This is a genomic window from Ruegeria sp. CL7 (assembly GCF_056536445.1).
In genome coordinates this window covers 217,680-237,853 of the sequence record NZ_JBQFPQ010000006.1, presented here as the reverse complement: position 1 = coordinate 237,853, position 20,174 = coordinate 217,680, and the positions used below count along the sequence as shown (strand labels likewise).

Genomic DNA, 20,174 nt, shown 5'->3' with positions numbered 1-20,174 from the left:
AGATTGGCGACGTGTGGCAACCCGATACGACAGGTGCCCAAAGGTCTTCCTCTCAGCCATCGCACGGGCGGCTACCGTCATCTTTTTGGCTATGAATTCTGACCCTAGGTTATCGGCTAGGCGGATTGCGCCTGTCATCATCTTGCACGTCAAAATCCTCGCCTGAAATGACTGTCAAACTCATCAGGCGTTGGTCCATCCAATGCAGTAAGGTTTCGTTGCAATGACCGCGCGCTAGCTGTTCCCAACAGGACAGAGGCTGCCAACTCATGCCGTTTGGCAAAGTGAAGCGCCGCAGTTGCCAGTTGCAGCCCAAGCACCTCGGCTCTTGTTTGAAGGTTTTTAACCTGCACGATGACTTCCGGTGATGCCGGGACATAATCATAGGTTGCTCCTTCGACCGGGCCGGTAGCGAGGATGCCCGAATTGAACACGCCGCCCAGTACCAGGCTGGTACCTAGCGCTCGGCATTTGGCGGTGAGCTCCTGTTCTGCCGATCGGTCCAGAAGTGTTAGCCGACCAGCCAACAGGATCACGTCGATGGGGCCATGGTCCATTACGTCGAGACAAATCTGGTTTTCGTTCACGCCCAGCCCGAAAGCCCGGATTTTGCCCTGCTCCTTCAACCTTACCAGCCGTTCATATCCCGACCCGAGGAAGGCTTCCATATGGGCGCTATTGTCCTGTCCGTGAGTGTATTCACCGATATCGTGGACATAGACGATATCTGCGTAGTTGGTATTCAGAAGGCCAAAACTGTGTTCCAGCGAAGCTTCAATCCCGTCGCCTGAATAGTCATAGCGCACCGCGTTGGGCAGCGGATCGACAAAGCCATCGGCCTCGACCATCGCTGATCCGGGTGACAGCACCCGCCCAACCTTGGTTGAAATGACGTATTCGTCGCGGGGATACCGCGTAAGGAAGCGGCCCAGTCGCATTTCGGACAGGCCGCGACCATAATGCGGTGCGGTATCGAAATAACGGATTCCCGCGTCCCAAGCGCATTGCAGCACCTCATCCACCTGCGCGTCGGTCGCTGGGCGGTACAGGTTTCCGATACTCGCACAGCCAAACGATGCCTCGGTCACGCGCACACCGGTATTCCCAATGAGGTTCTGTCGCATCAGGCCGCTCCTTGCTCGGCGGTTTGCGTTGCAGATGGTTGATGTTGATAATCGGCGATCGAGCTTGCCTTCATCTCGATGGAAAACCCCGGCGCCACAGGTGCCTGATAGGCACCGTTCTCCACGATGCAGGGGTCGACGAAATGCTCGTGCAGGTGATCGACAAATTCGATGCGTTTGTCGTCTTTTTCACCGGTGATCGCCACATAATCGATCATCGACAGATGCTGCACATACTCGCACAGGCCCACGCCGCCGGCATGGGGCCAGACCGGCAAGCCAAATTTTGCTGCCATCAGCTGTACCGCAAGCACTTCGTTCAAACCGCCCAGACGACAGCTGTCGATTTGCACGAAATCAATAGCCTCGTTGGCAATGAACTGTTTGAACAGAATGCGGTTCTGGCACATTTCACCCGTCGCCACCTTGATCGGGGCAATTGCCTGACGGATTTTTCTGTGCCCAACCACATCGTCGGGGCTGGTGGGTTCCTCGATGAACAAAGGTCGCGCAAATGATAGTTCCTTGACCCAGTCGATAGCCTGATCGACCTCCCATACCTGATTGGCGTCGATCATGATGTTCATGCCCTCGCCCAGTTCCTCGCGGGCGATAGTCAGGCGGCGGATGTCGTCGGCCAGTTCGCGGCCCACCTTGAACTTGGTATGGGTAAATCCGGCCTCGCGCGCTTCGCGGCACAAGCGGCGCAGCTTATCGTCGGAATAGCCCAGCCATCCTGCCGAGGTGGTATAGCAGGGATAACCTTCGGCCCTCAGCTTTGCGATCCTGTCCGCCTTGCCCGGTTCGGCCCTGCGCAGAATGTCCAGCGCCTCGTCCCTGGTCAGAACATCGGTCATGTAGCGGAAATCGACAAGTTGCACGATTTCCTCGGGCGTCATTTCCCCGACCAGTTGCCAGACGGGCTTGCCGGCCTCTTTCGCCAGCAGATCCCAGACCGCATTGACCACCGCACCGGTGGCCAGATGGATTGCACCCTTGTCCGGCCCGATCCAGCGCAACTGGCTGTCGCCGGTGACATAGCGCCAGAACCGTCCCATGTCTTCGCGCGCCCAATCCAGATCGAGACCGACCAGCAGGTGCCGCATCGCCTCAATAGCGGTAATGCAAATCTCATTCCCTCGCCCGATCGTGAAGGTCAGGCCATGGCCCTGATACGCGCCATCGGTTTCCAGCACCACATAGGCGGCGGAATAGTCCGGGTCGGGGTTCATTGCGTCTGACCCGTCCAGCGAGTCTGAGGTCGGGAACCGCAGGTCGAAGGTTTTAAGGTCGGTAATGGTAACCATCAGCCCGCCACCACGTTCTGACGTTGAACACCCAGCCCTTCGATGCCAAGTTCAACAACGTCGCCAGGCTTCAGATAGGTCTGAGGGTTCTGCCCCATACCGACACCCGGAGGCGTACCGGTCGAGATTACATCGCCGGGCTGCAGCGACATGAATTGCGACAGGTGCGAGATAACGGTTGCCACGTCGAAATGCATGGTCCGGGTCGAGCCGTCCTGATAGCGGTGGCCGTTGACCTCTAGGTACATGGGCAGGTTCTGCGGGTCGGCAACCTCGTCCCGTGTCACCAGCCAGGGACCGATCGGGCCGAACGTGTCCGCCGACTTGCCCTTGACCCATTGGCCCGAGCGGTGCAGCTGGAAATCACGCTCGGACAGGTCGTTGATGACGCAATAACCTGCCACATGGTCCAGCGCCTCTTCGACATTGACGTATTTGGTGTGCTTGCCGATCACCACGCCCAACTCGACCTCCCAATCGGTCTTGACCGAGCTGCGCGGGATTTCGGTGTCGTCGTTCGGCCCGCAGATCGAGGAAGTGGCCTTGAAGAAGATCACCGGCTCCTGCGGCAGTTCCATGCCGCTTTCGGCGGCGTGGTCAGCATAGTTCAAGCCGATACAGATGAATTTTCCCACCTGGCCCACGCAGGCGCCGATACGCGGGTCGCCATCGACCAACGGCAATGAGTCAGGGTCGATGCCACGCAACTTGTCCAGCGCGGCGTCGCTTAGAGTGTCGCCCGAAACATCATCAACAACACCCGACAGGTCGCGAATGTTCCCTTCGGCATCCAGCAAACCCGGCTTTTCGGACCCGACCGGGCCATAGCGCAACAGTTTCATCTCTCAATTCTCCTGCAAATCAAATGGACCAGCCGCCGTCGATGGCGTGGTTCTGTCCTGTGGTGAAGGCGCTGTCGTCGCTGGCGAGGTACAGTGCCAATGCCGCGATTTCTTCGGCGGTTCCGATGCGGCCCATCGGCTGACGTGCGATGAAGTCCTTCAGTGCCTGTTCATAGTTGCCGGTGGCGCGCAAACGTCCGTGCATCGAGGGGCTGTCAACGGTGCCCGGGCAGATCGCGTTGCAGCGAATGCCACGGGTGACATAGTCAGCGGCCACTGCCTTGGTGATACCGATCACCGCCGCCTTGGACGCGCAATAGGCAAACCGGTTCGGCACGCCCTTGATCGAGGACGCGACCGAGGACATGTTGATGATCGATCCGCCACCGTTGTCCAGCATTCCCGGCAGGGTCAGACGGATCAGCCGATACATCGCCTTGACGTTCAGATCAAAGCTGAAATCCCAGTCCTTTTCGTCACATTCCAGAATGGCGCCGTTCGCCACATAGCCCGCGCAGTTGAACAGAACGTCCAGCGGGCCGATATCTGTAACGGCGGCCTCTACTGCGGCGCCATCGGTCACATCCAGCTTCAGCGCAGTGACACGCGGGTTGTTAGCCAATTCCGCCAGCGCATCCTCGTTGATGTCGCTGGCGATGACCTCGCCCCCTTCGGCGGCGAACAGCTCGGCCGTCGCCCGTCCGATGCCCTGGCCTGCGGCGGTGATGAGTGTCTTTTTTCCGGCCAGACGGCCCGTTGTGTCAGTCATAGCTTTTAATCCGTGTGAAATACTTCTTGCATCATCGACCATTGCTCGGCCTCGGCGCGGCTGGCCAGAGGCGACTGGCAGGGGTCGGTATGGGTCCACCATTCCTGAGTCACCGGGTCCTTGGCCATCTTGGCCATATCCGCAGTGAAATCCTCGCCGTGATATTCCCAGTACCCGAACAACAGGTTTTCCGGCTCGCGCAGGAAAATGGTATAGTTGCGAATGTTGCTGTTTCTGATCTGCTTAAGAACCTGCGGCCAGACGGCGGCGTGCAGGCGCTTATATTCTTCGATCATCTCGGGTTTGACCCCGATTACCATGCCCATGCGCTGCATCATGCACCTTCCTTGACGGTTTTGACCTCGGAAAGCCGCGAAATCGCATCCCAATCCCAATCGATACCCAAACCGGGTTCATCAGAAGGGATGGCGCGACCGTCCTCAATCCGGATTGGGCCGTTGGTCACGGTGTCCAATTGCGGGATGTATTCCAGCCATTTTGCGTTAGGGATAGCGCAAACCAGCGGCAGGTGCAGCTCCATCAGGAAATGCGGGCAAACCATGACGTTGAACGCCTCGGCCATGTGCGCCACCTTCAGCCACGGGGTGATGCCACCAACCCGGGCCACATCCACCTGCACGATCGAGGCCGCGCCCATTTGCAGGTAATCCTTGAACTGGCTCAGCGAATACATACTTTCGCCCACCGCAATCGGCACACTGGTGTGTTGCGCTAGTTGCACATGGCCTGCCACATCATCGGCGGGCAGCGGTTCTTCGAACCAGCCTATCCCGTGCTCCTCGAGAACCCGCGCCCGGCGGATCGCTTCGGACAGAGTAAAGCCCTGATTGCCATCGGTCAAAATCTCGTACCCGCCACCCAGGGCAGACCGGACCGCCCCCAGACGCGCGTCATCTTCGCTCAGGTGATCGCGGCCGATCTTGATTTTTGAGCCGCGAAAGCCCTGTGCCTGCATCGCCAGCGCGTCATCGACCAGCGCCTGCGTTTCCAGATGCAACCAGCCGCCCTCGGTGGAATAAAGCGGCACTTTTTCGCGCGATCCCCCGGCGGCTTTCCAAAGCGGCAGACCTTGCTTGCGGCAACGCAGATCCCAAAGCGCGGTGTCGATGGCGGCCAGCGCCAACGAGGTGATTGCGCCCACCGCTGTCGCGTGAGTGGCAAACAGCAGGTCGCGCCAGATGCCTTCGATCCGGTCCGGGTCGCGCCCGGTCAGCATCGGGGCCAGCGTGTGTTCCAGCAGCGCCATGACAGATGGCCCACCTGTGCCAATGGTATAGGAATACCCCGTACCACTGGCGCCGTCGCTGTCATAGACAGTAAGGATCGGGGTTTCTTGACTGACAAAGGTCTGAATGGCGTCGACCCGTTTCACCTTGGGCACCAGATCGATCATGCGCAGTTCAATATGAGTGATTGTCGCCATGCTTACCCCCGGATCGCCTTGCCCGATGCAGCGTCAAAGACATGGGTCTTGTCCAGCATCAGGCGGAACTTCATCGCCTCGCCCGGAGCGACGGGGCGCGGATTGAACATCTTGGCCTGGACCTCGACCCCGGCCAGGTCGGCGAACAGCAGCGTCTCGGTGCCAAGCGGTTCCGTCAGCGTGACGGACAGGTCCAGCTCTGCGGTCTCGCCTTCTTCCTCGACCGAGTGGCCCACTGGCATCAGGTTGTCGGCGCGGAAACCGAACCGCACCTTTTGGCCGTCGCGAACAAGTGACCGCGCGGATGCGGGAACGGACAGCTCGATACCGCCATTCAGACGAAGGGTGCCACCGGACACCTCTCCATCGACAAGGTTCATCGGCGGCGAGCCGATGAAGGTCGCCACGAAGGTATCTACCGGCGTGTTGAACAGGTCCAGCGGGGTGCCGACCTGCACTATATGGCCGCCGCGCATCAGAACGATTCGATCCGCCAGCGTCATCGCCTCGACCTGATCGTGTGTTACGTAGATAATGGTGTTGCCGACCTTCTGGTGCAGCTTCTTAATCTCGACCCGCATCTGGGTGCGCAGCTTGGCGTCAAGGTTCGACAGCGGCTCGTCAAACAGGAACACGTCGGGGTGCCGCACGATGGCGCGGCCCATTGCGACGCGCTGGCGCTGACCGCCCGACAGTTCGGCGGGCTTGCGCTCCATCAACTCGTCCAGTCCCAGAATGCCCGCCGCCTCGGCCACAGATTTGGCAATCTCATCCACGGGCCGCTTGGCGATCTTCAGTGAAAAGCCCAGATTTTCGCGCACGGTCATATGCGGATACAGAGCATAGTTCTGGAACACCATCGAGATGTTACGTTCGCGCGGGGGCAGGTCATTGACGACACGGCCGCCGATGGCGATCTCGCCGCCGGAGATTTCTTCGAGTCCGGCAATCATCCGCAGCGTCGTCGACTTGCCGCAGCCCGAAGGGCCGACCAGCACGACGAACTCTCCGTCATGGATGCCCAGGTCAATGCCGCGCACAGCCTGATGCTTGCCATATTTCTTGACGACATTGGAAAGGGTAACTTCAGTCATTTTCTTATCCTTTGACGCCGCCGAAGGTCAGGCCGGCAATCAGGTGTTTCTGGACGATGAAGGTCAGGACCAGCGCGGGCACGATCATGAGAACCGCAAGCGCGCACATTCCCCCCCAGTTGATGGTAAATTCGGCGGTAAAATCCAAAAGACCCACAGGCATCGTCTTGGACCCGACCGAGCGGGTCAGCTGCGACGCCAGCGCGAATTCGTTCCACGAGGTGAGGAAGGCAAAGATCGCCGCCGAGGCAACGCCCGAGCGCGCCACCGGAAATTCCACCCTCCAGAATGCCTGCCAGCGGGTGCAGCCGTCAATTTCTGCCGCTTCGTGCAGCTCTTTCGGGATCTGGCGGAAGAACCCGTCGGTCAACCAGATGGTGAACGGCACGTTCATCGCCACATAGGCCAGGATCAGGCCGAAATGGGTGTCGATGATGCCGACCCGGGCAAACACGATGAACAGGGGCAGCGACAACGCCACACCGGGAACCGCGCGGAACAGCATCAGCCCGACAAAATAGCCCGATTTGCCCTTGAAGCGATAGCGGGCAAAGGCATAGCCGCCCGACATGCCGATCAGGATCGCGATAAAGGTTGAGACGACCGAAACGATCAGCGAGTTGCGGAAATAGCTGAACACTGGCACACCGCCCTCGCCCGCGCCGCCGAACATGGCGCGGTAGTGGTCTAGCGTAAAGCTGGGGGTCCAAACCGGCGGTTTGGCCATAATCTCGACCGTTGGACGGAACGAGTTGAGAACAATCCAGAGCCCGGGAATGCAAATGATCGACATAATCAGGAACAGCCCGATGAAGTGCGCAGTTTTCAGGGCGCGGCGGCGATTGCGATGTGCTAGATTGCGGTCCATTGGCCCTACCCCGCCATTCCCAGTTCAGCACGTGCGGCGCTGAGCTTGCGGAAGAAATAGATGGTGAAGAGGATCGACAGCAGGATCGAGATATAACCCATCGCGTTCGCCAGCCCCATGCGGGCATCGACATAGCCGGTGCGGCTCATCAACGTCCACAACAGTTCCGTGCGACGGGCAGGGCCGCCGCCTGTCATGATCTGCACGATGTCATAGGCCCGTGCGACGTCCAGCGAGCGGATGGTCATGGCAATAAAAATGAATGGCATCAGGAACGGCAGAGTGATGTGGCGGAAGGTCTGCCAGGCGGTGCAGCCATCGACCTTGGCGGCCTCGAGCGGGTCACGCGGCATGGCGAACAGACCGGCCAGGATCAGAATGGCGAAGACGGATGTGCTCATCCAGATTTCCGCGAACATGATCGAGAACATCGCAAGGTTGCCGTCCACCAGCCACGGCAGCGAGGCATTTTGGAAGCCCACCGATTGCAACACGTTGTTCACCAGCCCGATATTGTCGTTGAAGATGAACTTGAACTGAAAGCCAACAAGAATGGGCGAGAACATCATCGGGAACATCAGGATCGTGCGCAGCGTACGCTGCCCCCATGTGACCTTGTTCATCATCAACGCAATGCCCAGTCCCAACAGCAGTTCCAGATTCAGAACGATGGTCAGGAACAGCACCGTGCGCCCGAACGCCGCCCAGAATTTCGCATCGGTCAGGATTTTTTCGTAATTGAAGAACCCCACCCATTTCCACAGCGTCGAAGGCCGCGTCAGCTTGTACGACGTGAAGCTGGAATAGAGCGAGAAGATGAGAGGGATCAGAACAACTGCGGCAATCACGATGATCGCAGGCAACAGAAGGACTAACCACTCGGGCAAGCGGCGGCGGGTCATGGTGCACCTTTTGGGGGTCTTGGGGGTTCACCCGCAGCGGAACACCCGCCGCGGATACTTGTGGGTCCGGGTTCAGTAGTAACCAGATTCCCGCATCAGCTCGTCCACCGCAGCCGCGGCATCGTCCAGCGCCTGCTGCACAGTCTTGTCGCCAACGATGGCGGCCTGCAGTTCCGGAAAGACCAGGTTTGTGGTCTCGCCCCATTCCGGGATTGGCGGCACCGCAAAGGCGTATTTCGCACCTTCGGCAAACGCGGCCAGAGCTTCGGCGCGGAATGCGTCATCACCAGCTTGCGCCGCAGCGACGTTGGCCTCCCAAACGGCTGTCCGTGTCGGCAGCGAGCCACCAGCGCTTTCGGCCAACTGGCTTTCCTCGCTGGTCAGGAACTGAACAAGCGATACTGCGGCGTCTTTGTTTGCACAGTCACTGGTGACCGAGAACCCGTGATGCCCGGACCAACCGGTCCGCGTCGCCGAACCCATGGGTTGCACAGCAACGCCGACGTTGCCAGCAGCCTTGGACGATTCCGGATCGTTGAAGAACCCGGCCCAGCCCGGCCAGTCCAGGTTCAGCGCCACGGTTCCACTGGCAAAGCCCTGCCCCAGATCGTCCCACACATAGGACGTCGTGCCAGCCGGAACCGCCTTGGCCTCGTACAGGTCTACGAACCACTGCAGCGCGCGCTGACCTGCCTCGGAATTGAAGATTGGTTTCTTGTTTTCGTCCAGATAGTTGCCGCCCTCGGCGACAACCATCTCATAGAACCGACCCACGATGGCCTCATCCTTGCCTGCATACTGAGTGCCGTAGAAATTCGGAGGGTCGGCAAAAAAGATCGCCTGATCTTTGACCTGCTCCCACGTCTCGGGAACAGCCAGATCATAGCCGTATTTTTCCTTGAACGCGGCGGCCTTGTCGGCGTCTTCATAGTTCGACTTCAGGTAATAAAGCACTGAAACGTCAAACTGCGCGCGCGGCAGCATCAAAAGCTGGCCGTCGACCGTCGAGGCGCCAATGTTGCCCGGAACGAATTCGGCAATGGTTTCCGCTGGAACCAGCTCGTTCAGATCAACATAGAGCCCTTCATACTGGGGCGCAAAGGAAGAGTGGTTTGAACCCACGCACCAGCTGGTGGTCCCAGCGGCCATGTCCGACTTGATTTCCTTGTCGATCTCGAAGTGGCTTTTTTTCGAAATAATGTCGACCTTGGCGCCGGTCGCAGCTTCCCATTCGGCAATACGGCCATAGAGACCTTCGTATTGTTGACCGCCGATCAGTTTCGCCTCGATGGTCGCGCCATCAAAGCTCCCCCAATCCGACGCACTTGCCGATTCGACGGCCGCGACTATCGCTGTTCCGACCATCAAACCCATTAAAATGCTGGATTTTTTCATCATGTCCTCCCTGATGCAATCAAGCGATGCTTGTTGTTTGTTCGTATTTAAAACATTTATTCATCTATAAATCAATGTTGACTTAGCCTTCCCAATGACTGAAAATCAATCAGGAATATTGCGCGACAGGGCACTGTATGGACGACATCACCGACAAATACCGCGCACCCGCGCTGGAAAAAGGCCTGGATATCATCGAGCTTTTGGCTGACCACGGTGAGGGACTGACCCAGGGAGAGGTCGCAAAGGCGCTGGAACGGTCCCCGTCTGAGATTTACCGGATGCTCTCGACACTGGTACGGCGCGGGTATGTCATCCGGTCCCTGTCAGGCGATCGATATTCACTTGGCCTGAAGATGTTCGCTATTTCGCAGCGACACCCGCCGATTGGACGGGTAATCGAAAGTGCCCTGCCCCGTATGCGCGCGATAACACGAAAAACTTGGCAATCCTGCCATATGGGAATGGAAAGCAACGGTGATATCGTGATCGTGGCCTCAGCGGAGTCTCCGGGCAATTGGGGCCTTGCGCTGAAAACCGGAACCGTCGTGGGGCTGGGGAATACAGGCTCTGGCCGGGTGCTGGCGGCCTTCCGTTCAAATGAAGAAGTCGAGGACCTGATCGAGCAGCACCGCCTTGCCGTAGGTGAACCCCCGCTGGACCGTAGCGAGTTCATGGAGCATATCGCCCGCATCCGACGCTTGGGCTATGAAAAAATGCCGTCTGCAACTGCGATCGGTGTAACCAATGTGGCTTTCCCGATTTTTGGCCCGGGCGGCAGGGCCGCAGCGGTGCTGAGCTGCCCCTATCTGGAACGTGTCGACGATCTGAAAGTCCCCTCTCTGGACGAAATCGTGAATATGCACCGGGAACTGGCCCGGGAACTGACGTTGCTTCACGGTGGATCAACACCGGAATTCGGAGCCGCTTAAGGCGGCTTAACAAAAAACATGATCAGAGGTTTTAGCATGGTCATCGACACGCATCAGCATTTCTGGAAGCTCGATCGAGGCGATTACGGCTGGCTGACACCCGAGCTTAAAACGCTATATCGCGATTTTCTGCCCAAGAATTTGAAACCTTTGCTGGACGAGGCGGGTATCAGTGGAACCATCGCGGTTCAGGCCGCCGATACCGAGGCCGAGACTGAATACCTGCTGTCTCTTGCAGACACGCATGACTGGATACGAGGGGTTGTCGGGTGGGTGGACCTTGCCGCCGAAACGGCACCAGCCTCGATCGCGCGATTGGCGGCCCATCCAAAGCTTCTTGGACTACGCCCGATGATACAGGACATTCCCGATGACGCTTGGATGCTGCGCGATGATCTGCGTCCGGCTATCGCTGCCATGGTCGAAAATGATCTGACATTCGATGCTCTGGTATTGCCCCACCATCTACACCATCTCAAAGCGTTTCTGGCAAAATACCCCGATTTGCGAGTCGTCATTGACCATTGCGCCAAGCCCGAAATCCGCAATGGGGCCTATGAGGGCTGGGCGCAGGACATGGCTGACATTGCCGAAAACACGCAGGTGTTTTGTAAACTGTCGGGCATTGTGACCGAAGCCTCGACCGATTGGAAGCCAAGCAGCCTTGAGCCTTACATTGCCCACATTCTTGGCATTTATGCCCCAGAGAGGCTGCTGTTCGGCAGCGACTGGCCGGTTCTTAACCTCGCCTCGGACTACAAATCGTGGCACGAGATCGCCATGGGTGCCATGGGTGACGCAGCAAAAAGTATCCTCTCGCAAAGTCCGAAAGCGGCCTACCCTCGTTTGTCCAGCTAAAACATAGAAGACAACCCGATTGAGCGGGCCTCAATTGATGTTGACAAAAAGGGCTCAAATCCGCCGACAAACATGCTTCAAGCTTGTATCTGAGAGGGAGACCAGCTTCGGCAAATGCACTTTTCACATCCGTCCTGTGTCTTGCGCCGTGCGTGGCATACCGTTGGAAAGGCTGGGTAGAAAACGACTGGAGCTTTGGTCGCCAAGGGCCAGGCCATCTGCTTTAGCCTTGATGTGCAAAAGAGCAGCCTGATGTGTCGAAAAATTTACCCACTTTCAAGCAGCTTCCAATTCCCATGTCGCCCATCCAATAAAGTGGCAAAGTCGTTGGTCGGCATTCTCTCTCTGCAACCCTGCGGTTGAACTTTTTGCATTCTGCTGAAACTGTGCGCAGAAGAAGAAGGATGGGGCCTGCGCCGTGTATATTCTCAGATCTCTCGGGCCGGCCGTTTCCCGCGTTTCACCGATTGAAGCGGCTCGTGCGGGTCTGGGCGCTCTTGTCGGTCTTGGGCTGACGGGACTGTTCCTTCTGACTCCGGGTTCCGATCTGGATTTGGGTCTTTATCTTGTAGCACCCTTCGGAGCGACCTCTGTCTTGCTCTTTGCTGTCCCAAATAGCCCGCTCGCGCAGCCTTGGTCCGCCGTTGTCGGCAATACGGTGGCAGCCCTTGTCGGCGTGGCTGTTTGCATGACAATCGCAGACTCGGCGCTACGCGTTGCGCTTGCAGTTGGGCTTGCCATTACCGCAACAATCCTGTGCCGGGCGCTTCATCCGCCGGCAGGAGCCGTCGCCATGACGGCCGCTTTGAATCCCGAGGCCATCGCGCAATTGGGGTTCTGGTTTGCGCTTGCACCGATTGCGGTCGGAACCTGTGTCCTTGTCATCCTTGCGACAGTCTATGCCCGGATCACCGGACGTCGCTATCCATTCCGGCAATTCGACGATCCGAGCAATAATCAATCGGAAGAAAAGAACCCCTCAGAGCGCCTCGGCCTGTCCGAAGAAGAACTTGCAGGTATTCTGGAGCGCTACCGACACTCCTTCAATCTGGGGGTCGAGGATCTGGCACGCCTGATCAGCGCGGCGGAACTGCAGGCGGCAACACACGTGACCGCACCTTTGACGGCAAAAGATGTCATGTCCTCCAGTCTGATCACAGTGGGTCCCGAAACGGCGCTCGGGGAGGTTGCCGAGCTGTTCAAAAGGCACAGGTTCATTTCTCTTCCTGTCGTCGGAAACGACGAAAAGCTTCTGGGCGTCATTTTTCAGATGCATCTGATCAGACAGGCCCGTGAAGACGCGATCAGGTTGAAGCGCGGATATTTTTCGACACTCAATCGTTTATTGGATCGCAAAAGGGAGATGCCTGTGACAGCGGGTGACATCATGGAGGTGGCAGGCCCGCGCGTGACGACAAATTCACCCCTCGGGGTGCTGCTTCCGATGATGGCGGTTGAGGATGTCGACGCCGTCCCTGTCCTCGAATACGATCGCATCGTAGGGATTGTCACGCGGACCGACCTGATCGCCGCATTGGCACGAGCCGCTGTTCGCAGCGGTTAATCCGCAGGCAATCGGCGACGTCAAGTTCTTTGCGCATAGATCGGATGTTCAGATTTCTTCGAGTAAGACCCGATTGACGGAAGGACAATGCCTGAGAAGCCGGGGCGGAAAACCCAGCCCTGACCCTAATATCTGCGCCCTACTCCAGTATTTCGAGTTTTCGGTTCAAACAATCATGGCCATCTGCGCGCGAACGCGATCTGCTGTTTGGACAAGCGCTGCGGTCCCAGGATTTGGGGGCAGTAAGTACTGAGCCTCCCCAACTAAACTGGTCCACCGTTATGTTTAGGAAACAGAGGACCACGAATAGCAAACAAGCGACCGAAGCCCGAAGAGATTGTCTCGAAGTTACGGCAGGTTGAAGTTCTGATGGGGCAAGGCATGTCCCGTCTCGATGCGATCAGACAGATTGGCGTTGTTGAACAAACCTATTACCGCTGGCGAAAGAAGTACGGCGGAATGGGCGTAGACCAGTTGAAAGAACTGAAACGGCTTCAGAAAGAGAACGAGCGACTGAGACGCGCGGTTTCAGATCTGACGTTGGACAAACTGATCCTGACGGAAGCCACAAAGGATGAAGGCCGTAAAGTAAATCATCCAGTGGATGATTTGCAGGCCTGAACGCGAAGCCCTACTGAGCCCCGCTCGTCGTCGTGCCTGCATCGATCATGTCCGCAGCCAGCTCAAAGTATCTGAGCGACGCGCCTGCCGCGTGCTGGGGCAACACCGGTCCACGCAGCGGCGGGTCCCACAAGGTCGCGAAGACGAAGACCGGCTGGTGGCCGACATGATTGAGCTGACCCGTCAATACGGGCGATATGGCTATCGCAGGAACACAGCGCTGCTGAGAAAGGCTGGATGGTCTGTCAGTGATGAGCGGATTGAACGGCTCTGGCGGCGAGAGGGGCTGAAAGTGGTTCTGTCGCAAACTTTTTTAATGGCAGAGCATCGGTGGAATTGGTGAGCAGTTTATCCTGCCAGTTGGATGAACTGCTGAAACGGACGGATTCCGGGCGTGAATTGACCTTTGCGGATCATGTTGACCAGTTCTATGCCTGCCAGGACAGAAGCGGCTGAAGCGAAAGATTTGAATCCCAGCATGGGTCTGATCCTTCGTTTGATGAAACGGTGATCCTGTTCAATGATGTTATTGAGGTATTTGCGCCTGACCATGTCGATCGGGATCGGGCAACCAAAGCTCTTGAGCATCTTGTTGATCGCTTTGATCCCGGCGGTATTGGCACCACTTTTGTCGATGACAATCTTTCGCGGCAACCCGTTCACCTCATGCGCGCGTGCAAAAAAACTTCGTCGCAGCAGCCTTATTCCGGCGCTCGGACAACATGAAATCCAGGGTTTTGCCATGTTTGTCGATCGCTCGGTAAAGATAAACCCATTCGCCTTTCACTTTCACATAGGTTTCATCCATGCGCCACGAACGGTCTGCGGGACGCTTTCTATACCGCGCTGCTTCAGCAACGACGCCTGCATATCGGCTGACCCAGCGGTTTAGCGTTGCATGATCCAGATCGACGCCGCGTTCCGCCATGATTTCTTCCAAATCCCGGTATGAAACACCGTAGCGCAGGTAGAAGAAAACCGCGTGCAAGATCACGTCTTTCGGAAAATGCGCGCCTTTGAATGAGATTGTCACAGTCTGCTCCTGTCATTTAGAGCATGCGCTACCAAAACTAAGCTTGACCTGACAGGTGGGAACAAAGTTTGCGACAGAACCCATGCTCGGGTCAACAACTTGGCAATACCCAAGAAACCGTTTCCCAAAAATTATCGTGTCGCAATCCCCATACCTGCTTTACGCGCAAAAACAGACTATTTTGATCGTTACTTTCGTCATGCCATCAAATTTCAATTAAACTTGATAAGTATCCCTTATCAAATGTGATTGATTTCCCGCCGATTTGCGCGCAGAGTGGCCGCCATGTCACCCGTGTTCTCGCGTCACATATTGCAAATTGCAATCTCGAGCCAGAATCGAGGCTCCTACCGTGACCTGAACGTACGAACCCGGACAAGACGCCGTGATGTTAGGCCCCGACAGCACTCCGCGAAACCGACTGTTCCAGAACCAACGTTAATGGCTGACTCCACATGCCTCGACCTCAAGCCCCTGCCCCGCCGGTTTCAGGTCACAGCTTCAAGGCAAGAAGACATATGGCAGGAATCCACTGCTGAGAACGCCCTGGCATTTGCGACAAGACAACGGCGCCGGATTCGACCGGCGCCTTTTCTCAGACCTTCAAACCAAACCTTACCCGTGGGTAAGATCGTCTTCCTCGGGAAGAGCATCGATGAAAGCAGCTATTGCCGCCTCAAGTTTGCTGCGATCAACACGCGTAAAGTCCAAATCATATCTCAACTCAATTCGACCACTGGATGCCGAGCACTTGGCGATCCCTGCCCGCCCTGATACCTGAAACGTGGTCTTTGCACGTCGTGGTTTATCGGCGCTTTCAACCGGAGCCTTCTTCGCCACGCTTGTTTCCGGCGCGCCCAGAAATGACCTGAGGATAGCAACCTCACGCGCTCCGTCACGGTCCGGCTCGCTCATGACCGCGGCACTCACCTGGCGCACCAAACCGGGCGTTGCATCCAGTTTGCGCTTCAGCTCTACGCCTACGTTGCGCGGAACGTCGTTCGGATGTTTCAGAACCTTGTCCAACATCATCAGCAAACTGGCAAATGACCTAATGTAACTCCGCTTTGTGTAACTGGCGGATTTGAACAGCGTGGACACCGCCTTGTCTACATCCGGGCAATCATTTGCCGGGTCCTCGGCATACGCGCGTGCCAAAGCACCCATTTCCGCAAACGAGATATCCTTGCGGATCAGGTTCTCATCCACCATGCGCCGGTAGCTGCTGTCGAGATCGCCCGCCTCTGAAATTCCCGCTGGAATTCCGGCATAGGACTCATCGCCCGTTTCTTCATATAACGCCCGATAGGCAGACAGGCGCCGCATCCCCTGGATCAGTTCAAATCGTCCATCTGAGCGTCGCTCAAGTCGGATGGGGTTGGACAATCCAATTTCCTGAATTGACGCTTTTAGCTCGTCCAGTTCCGGATCCGGCCCTGGTTTGCGATCCCGCGTCAGCTTTTCAAACAGAATGTCACCCAGTGCTACGCGTTCGGTCACAAGACCTTCGGAACGCAGGCGCACAAGTTCATGCGCAAGACGATCGTTTTCTGCTCGAATGGTTTCTTCCGTCGATTGCTGGTCGCGCAGCGCATCGGCATTTTCCGAAATGGCCGCAGCCATCGGGCCCCGCCGCTTTTCAAGAACCTTGTCCGGAACCTTGCCGACAGGAATGTCATCCATTGCAGGCAGGTCGATATCAAACATTCTGCGCTTGCGGCTCATGCGTCATCCTCCAGCTTGTCCCAGGCAGACAGCATCACTCCCCGGAATTCTTCGTAAACATTGTCGAATGTCGAGCGGGCCCGACGCCAGGTTTCACGGGTCATCTCTCGGTAATCCATCTCGTAAACCGAGCTCAAAAAACGGCCGGATTGTTCGACCGCGCGGGTCATTTCAACAGGGTGCTGGGCGACGTGGTCTCCGAAAACCTTCTGAAACGCGTCGAACATCGCCAGATGCAACGCGTTTCCGGGCTCGTACCGTGTAAGCAGGAATCGCAGCTCGCAGAAGGTTTTGGGAAGACCAATCTTACCCGTGGGTAAGGTTTTGTCGAACCCGTAGGCCAGGTCCTCCAAAGCTTCTGCCAGCTGACCTATAAAGGACGTGGTCGAGTCGTATTCCCAGTATCCCGGTCCGGACGGGATGTACAACATGTCTGCCGCGAACACCGCGTTCATGGACTGATACCCAATGGCCGGCGGGCAATCGAACAGGATCAGGTCATAGGCGTCGTCGGGAATTTGATCCAGATACCGGGACACTGCGGCAAAGAAAGACCATTCAGGGTTCAAGTGGCGATACTGTGCCGAGGCAAATTCGACGAAGGCTGCGTTCGCGCAGGAAGGTATCGCATCGATGGTGGACCAAGACGTCCGTCTGATGAAATCGCTGATCCGCAGATCTCCAAGCCCCATATCGGTGATCGCCGGGGGCAATTCCCGGCGGGGCAGGGCGGTGCCGGACTCGGCCGCGGCAGGCCGGTTGTTCATGCGCTCGGTCTCGCGGATCAGGTCACGCGCCATGATCCCCCAGACAGTGTAATCCTCGGCGACATCGGTCAGGCCCATTGAATGGCTCAGCGTGGCCTGCGGGTCGAAGTCAACGACAAGAACACGGTACCCATCAAGCGCGGCGGCATGCGCAAGATGCAATGCCACCGTTGACTTGCCCGCCCCGCCCTTGAAGTTCGCCACGGCTGCACGAATAGCCCGCTTGCCCTCGGGACGCGGCGGCATGAGGGACTTGCGGTTCACCTTGAGCCGCCGCCGCAACTCATTCACCTCTTCCAGGCTGAACCAGCGCTGCCGCCCCTCGGGCTCAACCTCGCCTCCGGGCAGAGACGGATCAGCGGCCAGCTTTCCGCGAAAGGTTGACTGGTTGACCCGGAAGATCAGCTCGGACACTTCCCAGCTCGAAAACCGGCGGAGTGTCTTCTCCATCTCCGGGCTAAAGGTCTGCTGACGAATCCACCCCTGGAGTTTGAGAGATTGATTGCGCAATGCATTCAGGTCTTCGTGCGTGTACATGCCTCATGTCTCTTTGTTTGGAACGTAAATTTATGTTCGTTTCTTATTTACGCCCGATTTGCGCTTTACGCAAAAGAAAATATGATGAAACTCAAATCTTACCCGTGGGTAAGAAAACAAGGCCCTGCAAGGCCATCGCCGATTCGGCAGTGCAGAAGAAGAAGGGTGACGATTCGCAACACGTCCTCAACCGTATTTAGGGGGGCATTCTTCCAGGACCGGCGACATATAGGGGGACATAACAGGCAAATAAGGGGTCATACAGAATGTCCCCCATCACCAATACTTCACCAGATTTCTTTTATTTTTTGATCTGGATTGGCGCAATTTTCTGACCTGTTTCAGACTCTTCTTGACAGAATCGAAGCTTTGGACGCTAATTAGGCCAAGATGACGAAAAGCGTTGGCAAACAGCGCAAGAACGGCGGGACACACCCGTCTGAGGCAGACAGAGCGGTGAGAACGGGTATGCAGCTGGCTAAACCGGTCGGGCGAAACGCGGCGGCCTTAAAATACGATATACTTTCTGCGCTCACCATATATGCGTTGTCAGGCGACAAGCATCGGCAACGCAGCGTACTTCGTATCATCGCATTGATTACGACACGATATAACTGGCGAAACAACGAAGTATCGATTGGGCGCGAAGAAATTTCGCGCCTTTGGTCAGTGAATGAAAGGACTGTAAAGCGCGAAATGGCCAGATTTCGCGCATTAGGTTGGGTAACGGTCAAACGGCCTGCTGCACGGGGTCGGGTCGCGGTCTATGAAATCGACCTCAAACAGATCATGATCGATACACAGGAGGTCTGGTCGATCATAGGTTCCGATTTCCAGGCCCGGATGACCGAGGATTCTGAGCCCGTTACAAATGTCGTGCCTTTCGCGGCAAAACCCCAGGGGCCAGAAATCGACACCCCCGAAGCCAAGCCCGAGGATGTCTGGTCGCAGGTGCAGTCAATCCTTCACGGGCGCGATCCCGAGTTGTGGGCAAGTTGGTTCCAGCATCTGTCCGAGTCGGAAAGGGCAGGGGGGCGCGTCATTTTGGTTGCCCCCTCGCGGTTCATGGCTGATTACATTGCACAGAAGTGGACGGCACGTTTGCTGGCCGCCTATAGCCGCGTCGATCCCAGTATCAGAACGGTTCATGTAAACGCAGCCGATTGAGGCTGTCAGGTGCGCAGCACGGCCCAGCAAAGGATGCATCATGATCAACCGAAATTTTCAACCATTTCGGGTCGAACAGTTCCTGTCCGAGACGGAACACGGGGTGGTCTTCAATTTCTCGGAAAGCGGCGTTCATCCCATGTCGTTGCAGGGATTGGTAGAACTGGCCGGGATTGATCTCGGCGCTCTGCTGAAGACGATGATCGACTATCCGCAAGTCAATGGAAAGCAATCCCTGCGCGACACCGTCGCAGGCTTGTATCCGGGGGCCTCGGCAGATGGGGTATTGGTCACGGTCGGCGCAACCGAAGCGAACACTCTGGTGGCCAACACCTTGTTGGAGCCCGGCGACAATGTTGTGTGTTTCCGACCGACCTATGAACAGATTTCAGGAAACGCCGCCAATCTAGGCAACGAAGTGCGTTGGGTAGATCTGATCGAATCCGAAGAGTGGGCCATAGACGCAGAGGCGCTTGAGCGGGCGGTCGATGACAGGACCCGCATCATCCATGTGGTGAACCCGAACAATCCAACGGGCCGTATTCTGACCGAAGCGGATCGCGCCCGTATCGTATCGGCTGCCGAGCGCGTTGGCGCCTGGATCGTTTCAGACGAGGTTTATGCCGGAACCGAGCGGGAAGGTGACACAGAAACCCCTTCGTTCTGGGGAAGTACGGACAGGGTTCTTGTGGTGAATTCCATGTCCAAGGCCTATGGGCTTCCGGGACTGAGGCTGGGATGGCTGGTTGGGCCCGAAGACATCATTCAGCACTGTTGGCGGCGGCACGAATATGCCTCGATCGCGGCATCCATGTTGTCGATGGAGCTGGCGGACAAGGCGCTTGCCGAACCGGCACGGTCCAAGTTGAAGGCCCGCGCGCGCCGTCTGATCCGCACGGGGTTCGACGTTCTGACGGAAGAACTGGCGCGGCATCAGGGGGTGTTTTCCGTTGTACCACCTCAGGCGTCGGCCATGTCGTTCGTGCGGTTCAATCTACCGATCGCATCCGAGGCGTTCAGCATGCGCCTGTTGCGCGACAAAGATGTGCTGGTCATTCCGGGGTCACGGTTCGGGGTCGAGAACCATTTTCGGTTCAGCTCGGCCCTGCCCGAAGATCATCTGCGCAACGGGTTGGCAAAGTTGAATGATCTTACAGGAGACATCCTGAACGGACGCTGAGTGTTTGCCGCCGAACTGGTGCGAGTGGTTCGGTGACATTTCTTT

18 protein-coding genes and 2 pseudogenes are annotated in these 20,174 nt (G+C 57.1%); 7 read left to right on the top strand and 13 right to left on the bottom strand.

Features of this window, described 5'->3' with window-relative positions; translation table 11 throughout:
• Positions 1-85: pseudogene (locus ACR0LI_RS15705) on the top strand (IS5/IS1182 family transposase); the annotation flags it as partial.
• 64 nt (positions 86-149) lie between these two features.
• On the opposite strand, the gene ACR0LI_RS15700 reads toward ACR0LI_RS15705, so the two are convergent.
• The 10 genes from ACR0LI_RS15700 to ACR0LI_RS15655 form a co-directional block, all read right to left on the bottom strand.
• Positions 150-1,124: an aldo/keto reductase gene (locus ACR0LI_RS15700; protein ID WP_480718817.1), complete on the bottom strand. Its 975-nt coding sequence runs from the start codon at positions 1,122-1,124 to the stop codon at positions 150-152.
• A complete protein-coding gene (locus ACR0LI_RS15695) occupies positions 1,124-2,431 on the bottom strand; it encodes an L-fuconate dehydratase (protein ID WP_171725143.1) in 1,308 nt (435 codons plus the stop codon). The genes ACR0LI_RS15700 and ACR0LI_RS15695 overlap by 1 nt, the downstream gene beginning before the upstream one ends.
• Positions 2,431-3,273, bottom strand: a complete 843-nt coding sequence (locus tag ACR0LI_RS15690; RefSeq protein WP_171630703.1) for a fumarylacetoacetate hydrolase family protein — start codon at positions 3,271-3,273, stop codon at positions 2,431-2,433. The genes ACR0LI_RS15695 and ACR0LI_RS15690 overlap by 1 nt, the downstream gene beginning before the upstream one ends.
• A gap of 19 nt (positions 3,274-3,292) precedes the next feature.
• The gene (locus ACR0LI_RS15685) at positions 3,293-4,042 is read right to left on the bottom strand and encodes an SDR family oxidoreductase (protein ID WP_480718816.1); all 750 of its coding nucleotides are present in this window, start codon (positions 4,040-4,042) and stop codon (positions 3,293-3,295) included.
• A 5-nt stretch (positions 4,043-4,047) separates the two neighbouring features.
• On the bottom strand, positions 4,048-4,380 hold the full coding sequence (locus tag ACR0LI_RS15680; RefSeq protein ID WP_480718815.1) for an L-rhamnose mutarotase: 333 nt from the start codon (positions 4,378-4,380) through the stop codon (positions 4,048-4,050).
• Positions 4,377-5,486, bottom strand: coding sequence for a mandelate racemase/muconate lactonizing enzyme family protein (locus ACR0LI_RS15675; protein WP_480718814.1), 1,110 nt, complete (start codon positions 5,484-5,486; stop codon positions 4,377-4,379). The genes ACR0LI_RS15680 and ACR0LI_RS15675 overlap by 4 nt, the downstream gene beginning before the upstream one ends.
• A 2-nt stretch (positions 5,487-5,488) precedes the next feature.
• Positions 5,489-6,580 (bottom strand): ABC transporter ATP-binding protein, encoded by a 1,092-nt coding sequence (locus ACR0LI_RS15670; protein WP_480718813.1) that lies wholly within the window; start codon positions 6,578-6,580, stop codon positions 5,489-5,491.
• Between the two features lie 4 nt (positions 6,581-6,584).
• A complete protein-coding gene (locus tag ACR0LI_RS15665; RefSeq protein WP_171630711.1) occupies positions 6,585-7,448 on the bottom strand; it encodes a carbohydrate ABC transporter permease in 864 nt (287 codons plus the stop codon).
• A gap of 5 nt (positions 7,449-7,453) precedes the next feature.
• A complete protein-coding gene (locus tag ACR0LI_RS15660) occupies positions 7,454-8,350 on the bottom strand; it encodes a carbohydrate ABC transporter permease (RefSeq protein ID WP_171630712.1) in 897 nt (298 codons plus the stop codon).
• Positions 8,351-8,422: 72 nt separating this feature from the next.
• Complete coding sequence (locus tag ACR0LI_RS15655) at positions 8,423-9,745, bottom strand: ABC transporter substrate-binding protein (protein ID WP_209835589.1); 1,323 nt, start codon at positions 9,743-9,745, stop codon at positions 8,423-8,425.
• Between the two features lie 137 nt (positions 9,746-9,882).
• Here ACR0LI_RS15655 and ACR0LI_RS15650 point away from each other — a divergent pair, with 137 nt between their 5' ends.
• The 4 genes and pseudogenes from ACR0LI_RS15650 to ACR0LI_RS15635 all read left to right on the top strand — a co-directional run.
• The gene (locus tag ACR0LI_RS15650; RefSeq protein ID WP_171630722.1) at positions 9,883-10,677 is read left to right on the top strand and encodes an IclR family transcriptional regulator; all 795 of its coding nucleotides are present in this window, start codon (positions 9,883-9,885) and stop codon (positions 10,675-10,677) included.
• A gap of 18 nt (positions 10,678-10,695) precedes the next feature.
• Positions 10,696-11,535: an amidohydrolase family protein gene (locus ACR0LI_RS15645; protein ID WP_480718812.1), complete on the top strand. Its 840-nt coding sequence runs from the start codon at positions 10,696-10,698 to the stop codon at positions 11,533-11,535.
• 418 nt (positions 11,536-11,953) lie between these two features.
• Positions 11,954-13,099 (top strand): HPP family protein, encoded by a 1,146-nt coding sequence (locus ACR0LI_RS15640; protein ID WP_480718811.1) that lies wholly within the window; start codon positions 11,954-11,956, stop codon positions 13,097-13,099.
• A 306-nt stretch (positions 13,100-13,405) separates the two neighbouring features.
• Positions 13,406-14,027, top strand: a pseudogene (locus ACR0LI_RS15635) (transposase); the annotation flags it as partial.
• Between the two features lie 41 nt (positions 14,028-14,068).
• On the opposite strand, the gene ACR0LI_RS15630 reads toward ACR0LI_RS15635, so the two are convergent.
• The 3 genes from ACR0LI_RS15630 to ACR0LI_RS15620 all read right to left on the bottom strand — a co-directional run bounded on the left by ACR0LI_RS15630 (position 14,069) and on the right by ACR0LI_RS15620 (position 17,782).
• Positions 14,069-14,753 (bottom strand): IS6 family transposase gene (locus ACR0LI_RS15630; protein ID WP_480718810.1). Its coding sequence is split into 2 segments (ribosomal slippage): positions 14,069-14,404 and positions 14,406-14,753, totalling 684 coding nucleotides; the frame shifts between segments, so codons are not numbered across the junction.
• Positions 14,754-15,368: 615 nt separating this feature from the next.
• Positions 15,369-16,478, bottom strand: coding sequence for a ParB/RepB/Spo0J family partition protein (locus tag ACR0LI_RS15625; protein ID WP_480718809.1), 1,110 nt, complete (start codon positions 16,476-16,478; stop codon positions 15,369-15,371).
• Positions 16,475-17,782 (bottom strand): AAA family ATPase, encoded by a 1,308-nt coding sequence (locus ACR0LI_RS15620; RefSeq protein ID WP_171118234.1) that lies wholly within the window; start codon positions 17,780-17,782, stop codon positions 16,475-16,477. The genes ACR0LI_RS15625 and ACR0LI_RS15620 overlap by 4 nt, the downstream gene beginning before the upstream one ends.
• Before the next feature lie 696 nt (positions 17,783-18,478).
• Between ACR0LI_RS15620 and ACR0LI_RS15615 the strand changes: the two genes are divergently transcribed.
• Together ACR0LI_RS15615 and ACR0LI_RS15610 are read left to right on the top strand one after the other, a co-directional pair.
• Entirely contained in the window at positions 18,479-18,949 is a 471-nt protein-coding gene (locus ACR0LI_RS15615) for a DnaA N-terminal domain-containing protein (RefSeq protein ID WP_480488683.1), read from the top strand.
• 40 nt (positions 18,950-18,989) lie between these two features.
• Positions 18,990-20,129, top strand: a complete 1,140-nt coding sequence (locus ACR0LI_RS15610; RefSeq protein ID WP_480718808.1) for an aminotransferase class I/II-fold pyridoxal phosphate-dependent enzyme — start codon at positions 18,990-18,992, stop codon at positions 20,127-20,129.
• The last annotated feature ends 45 nt before the right edge of the window (positions 20,130-20,174 follow it).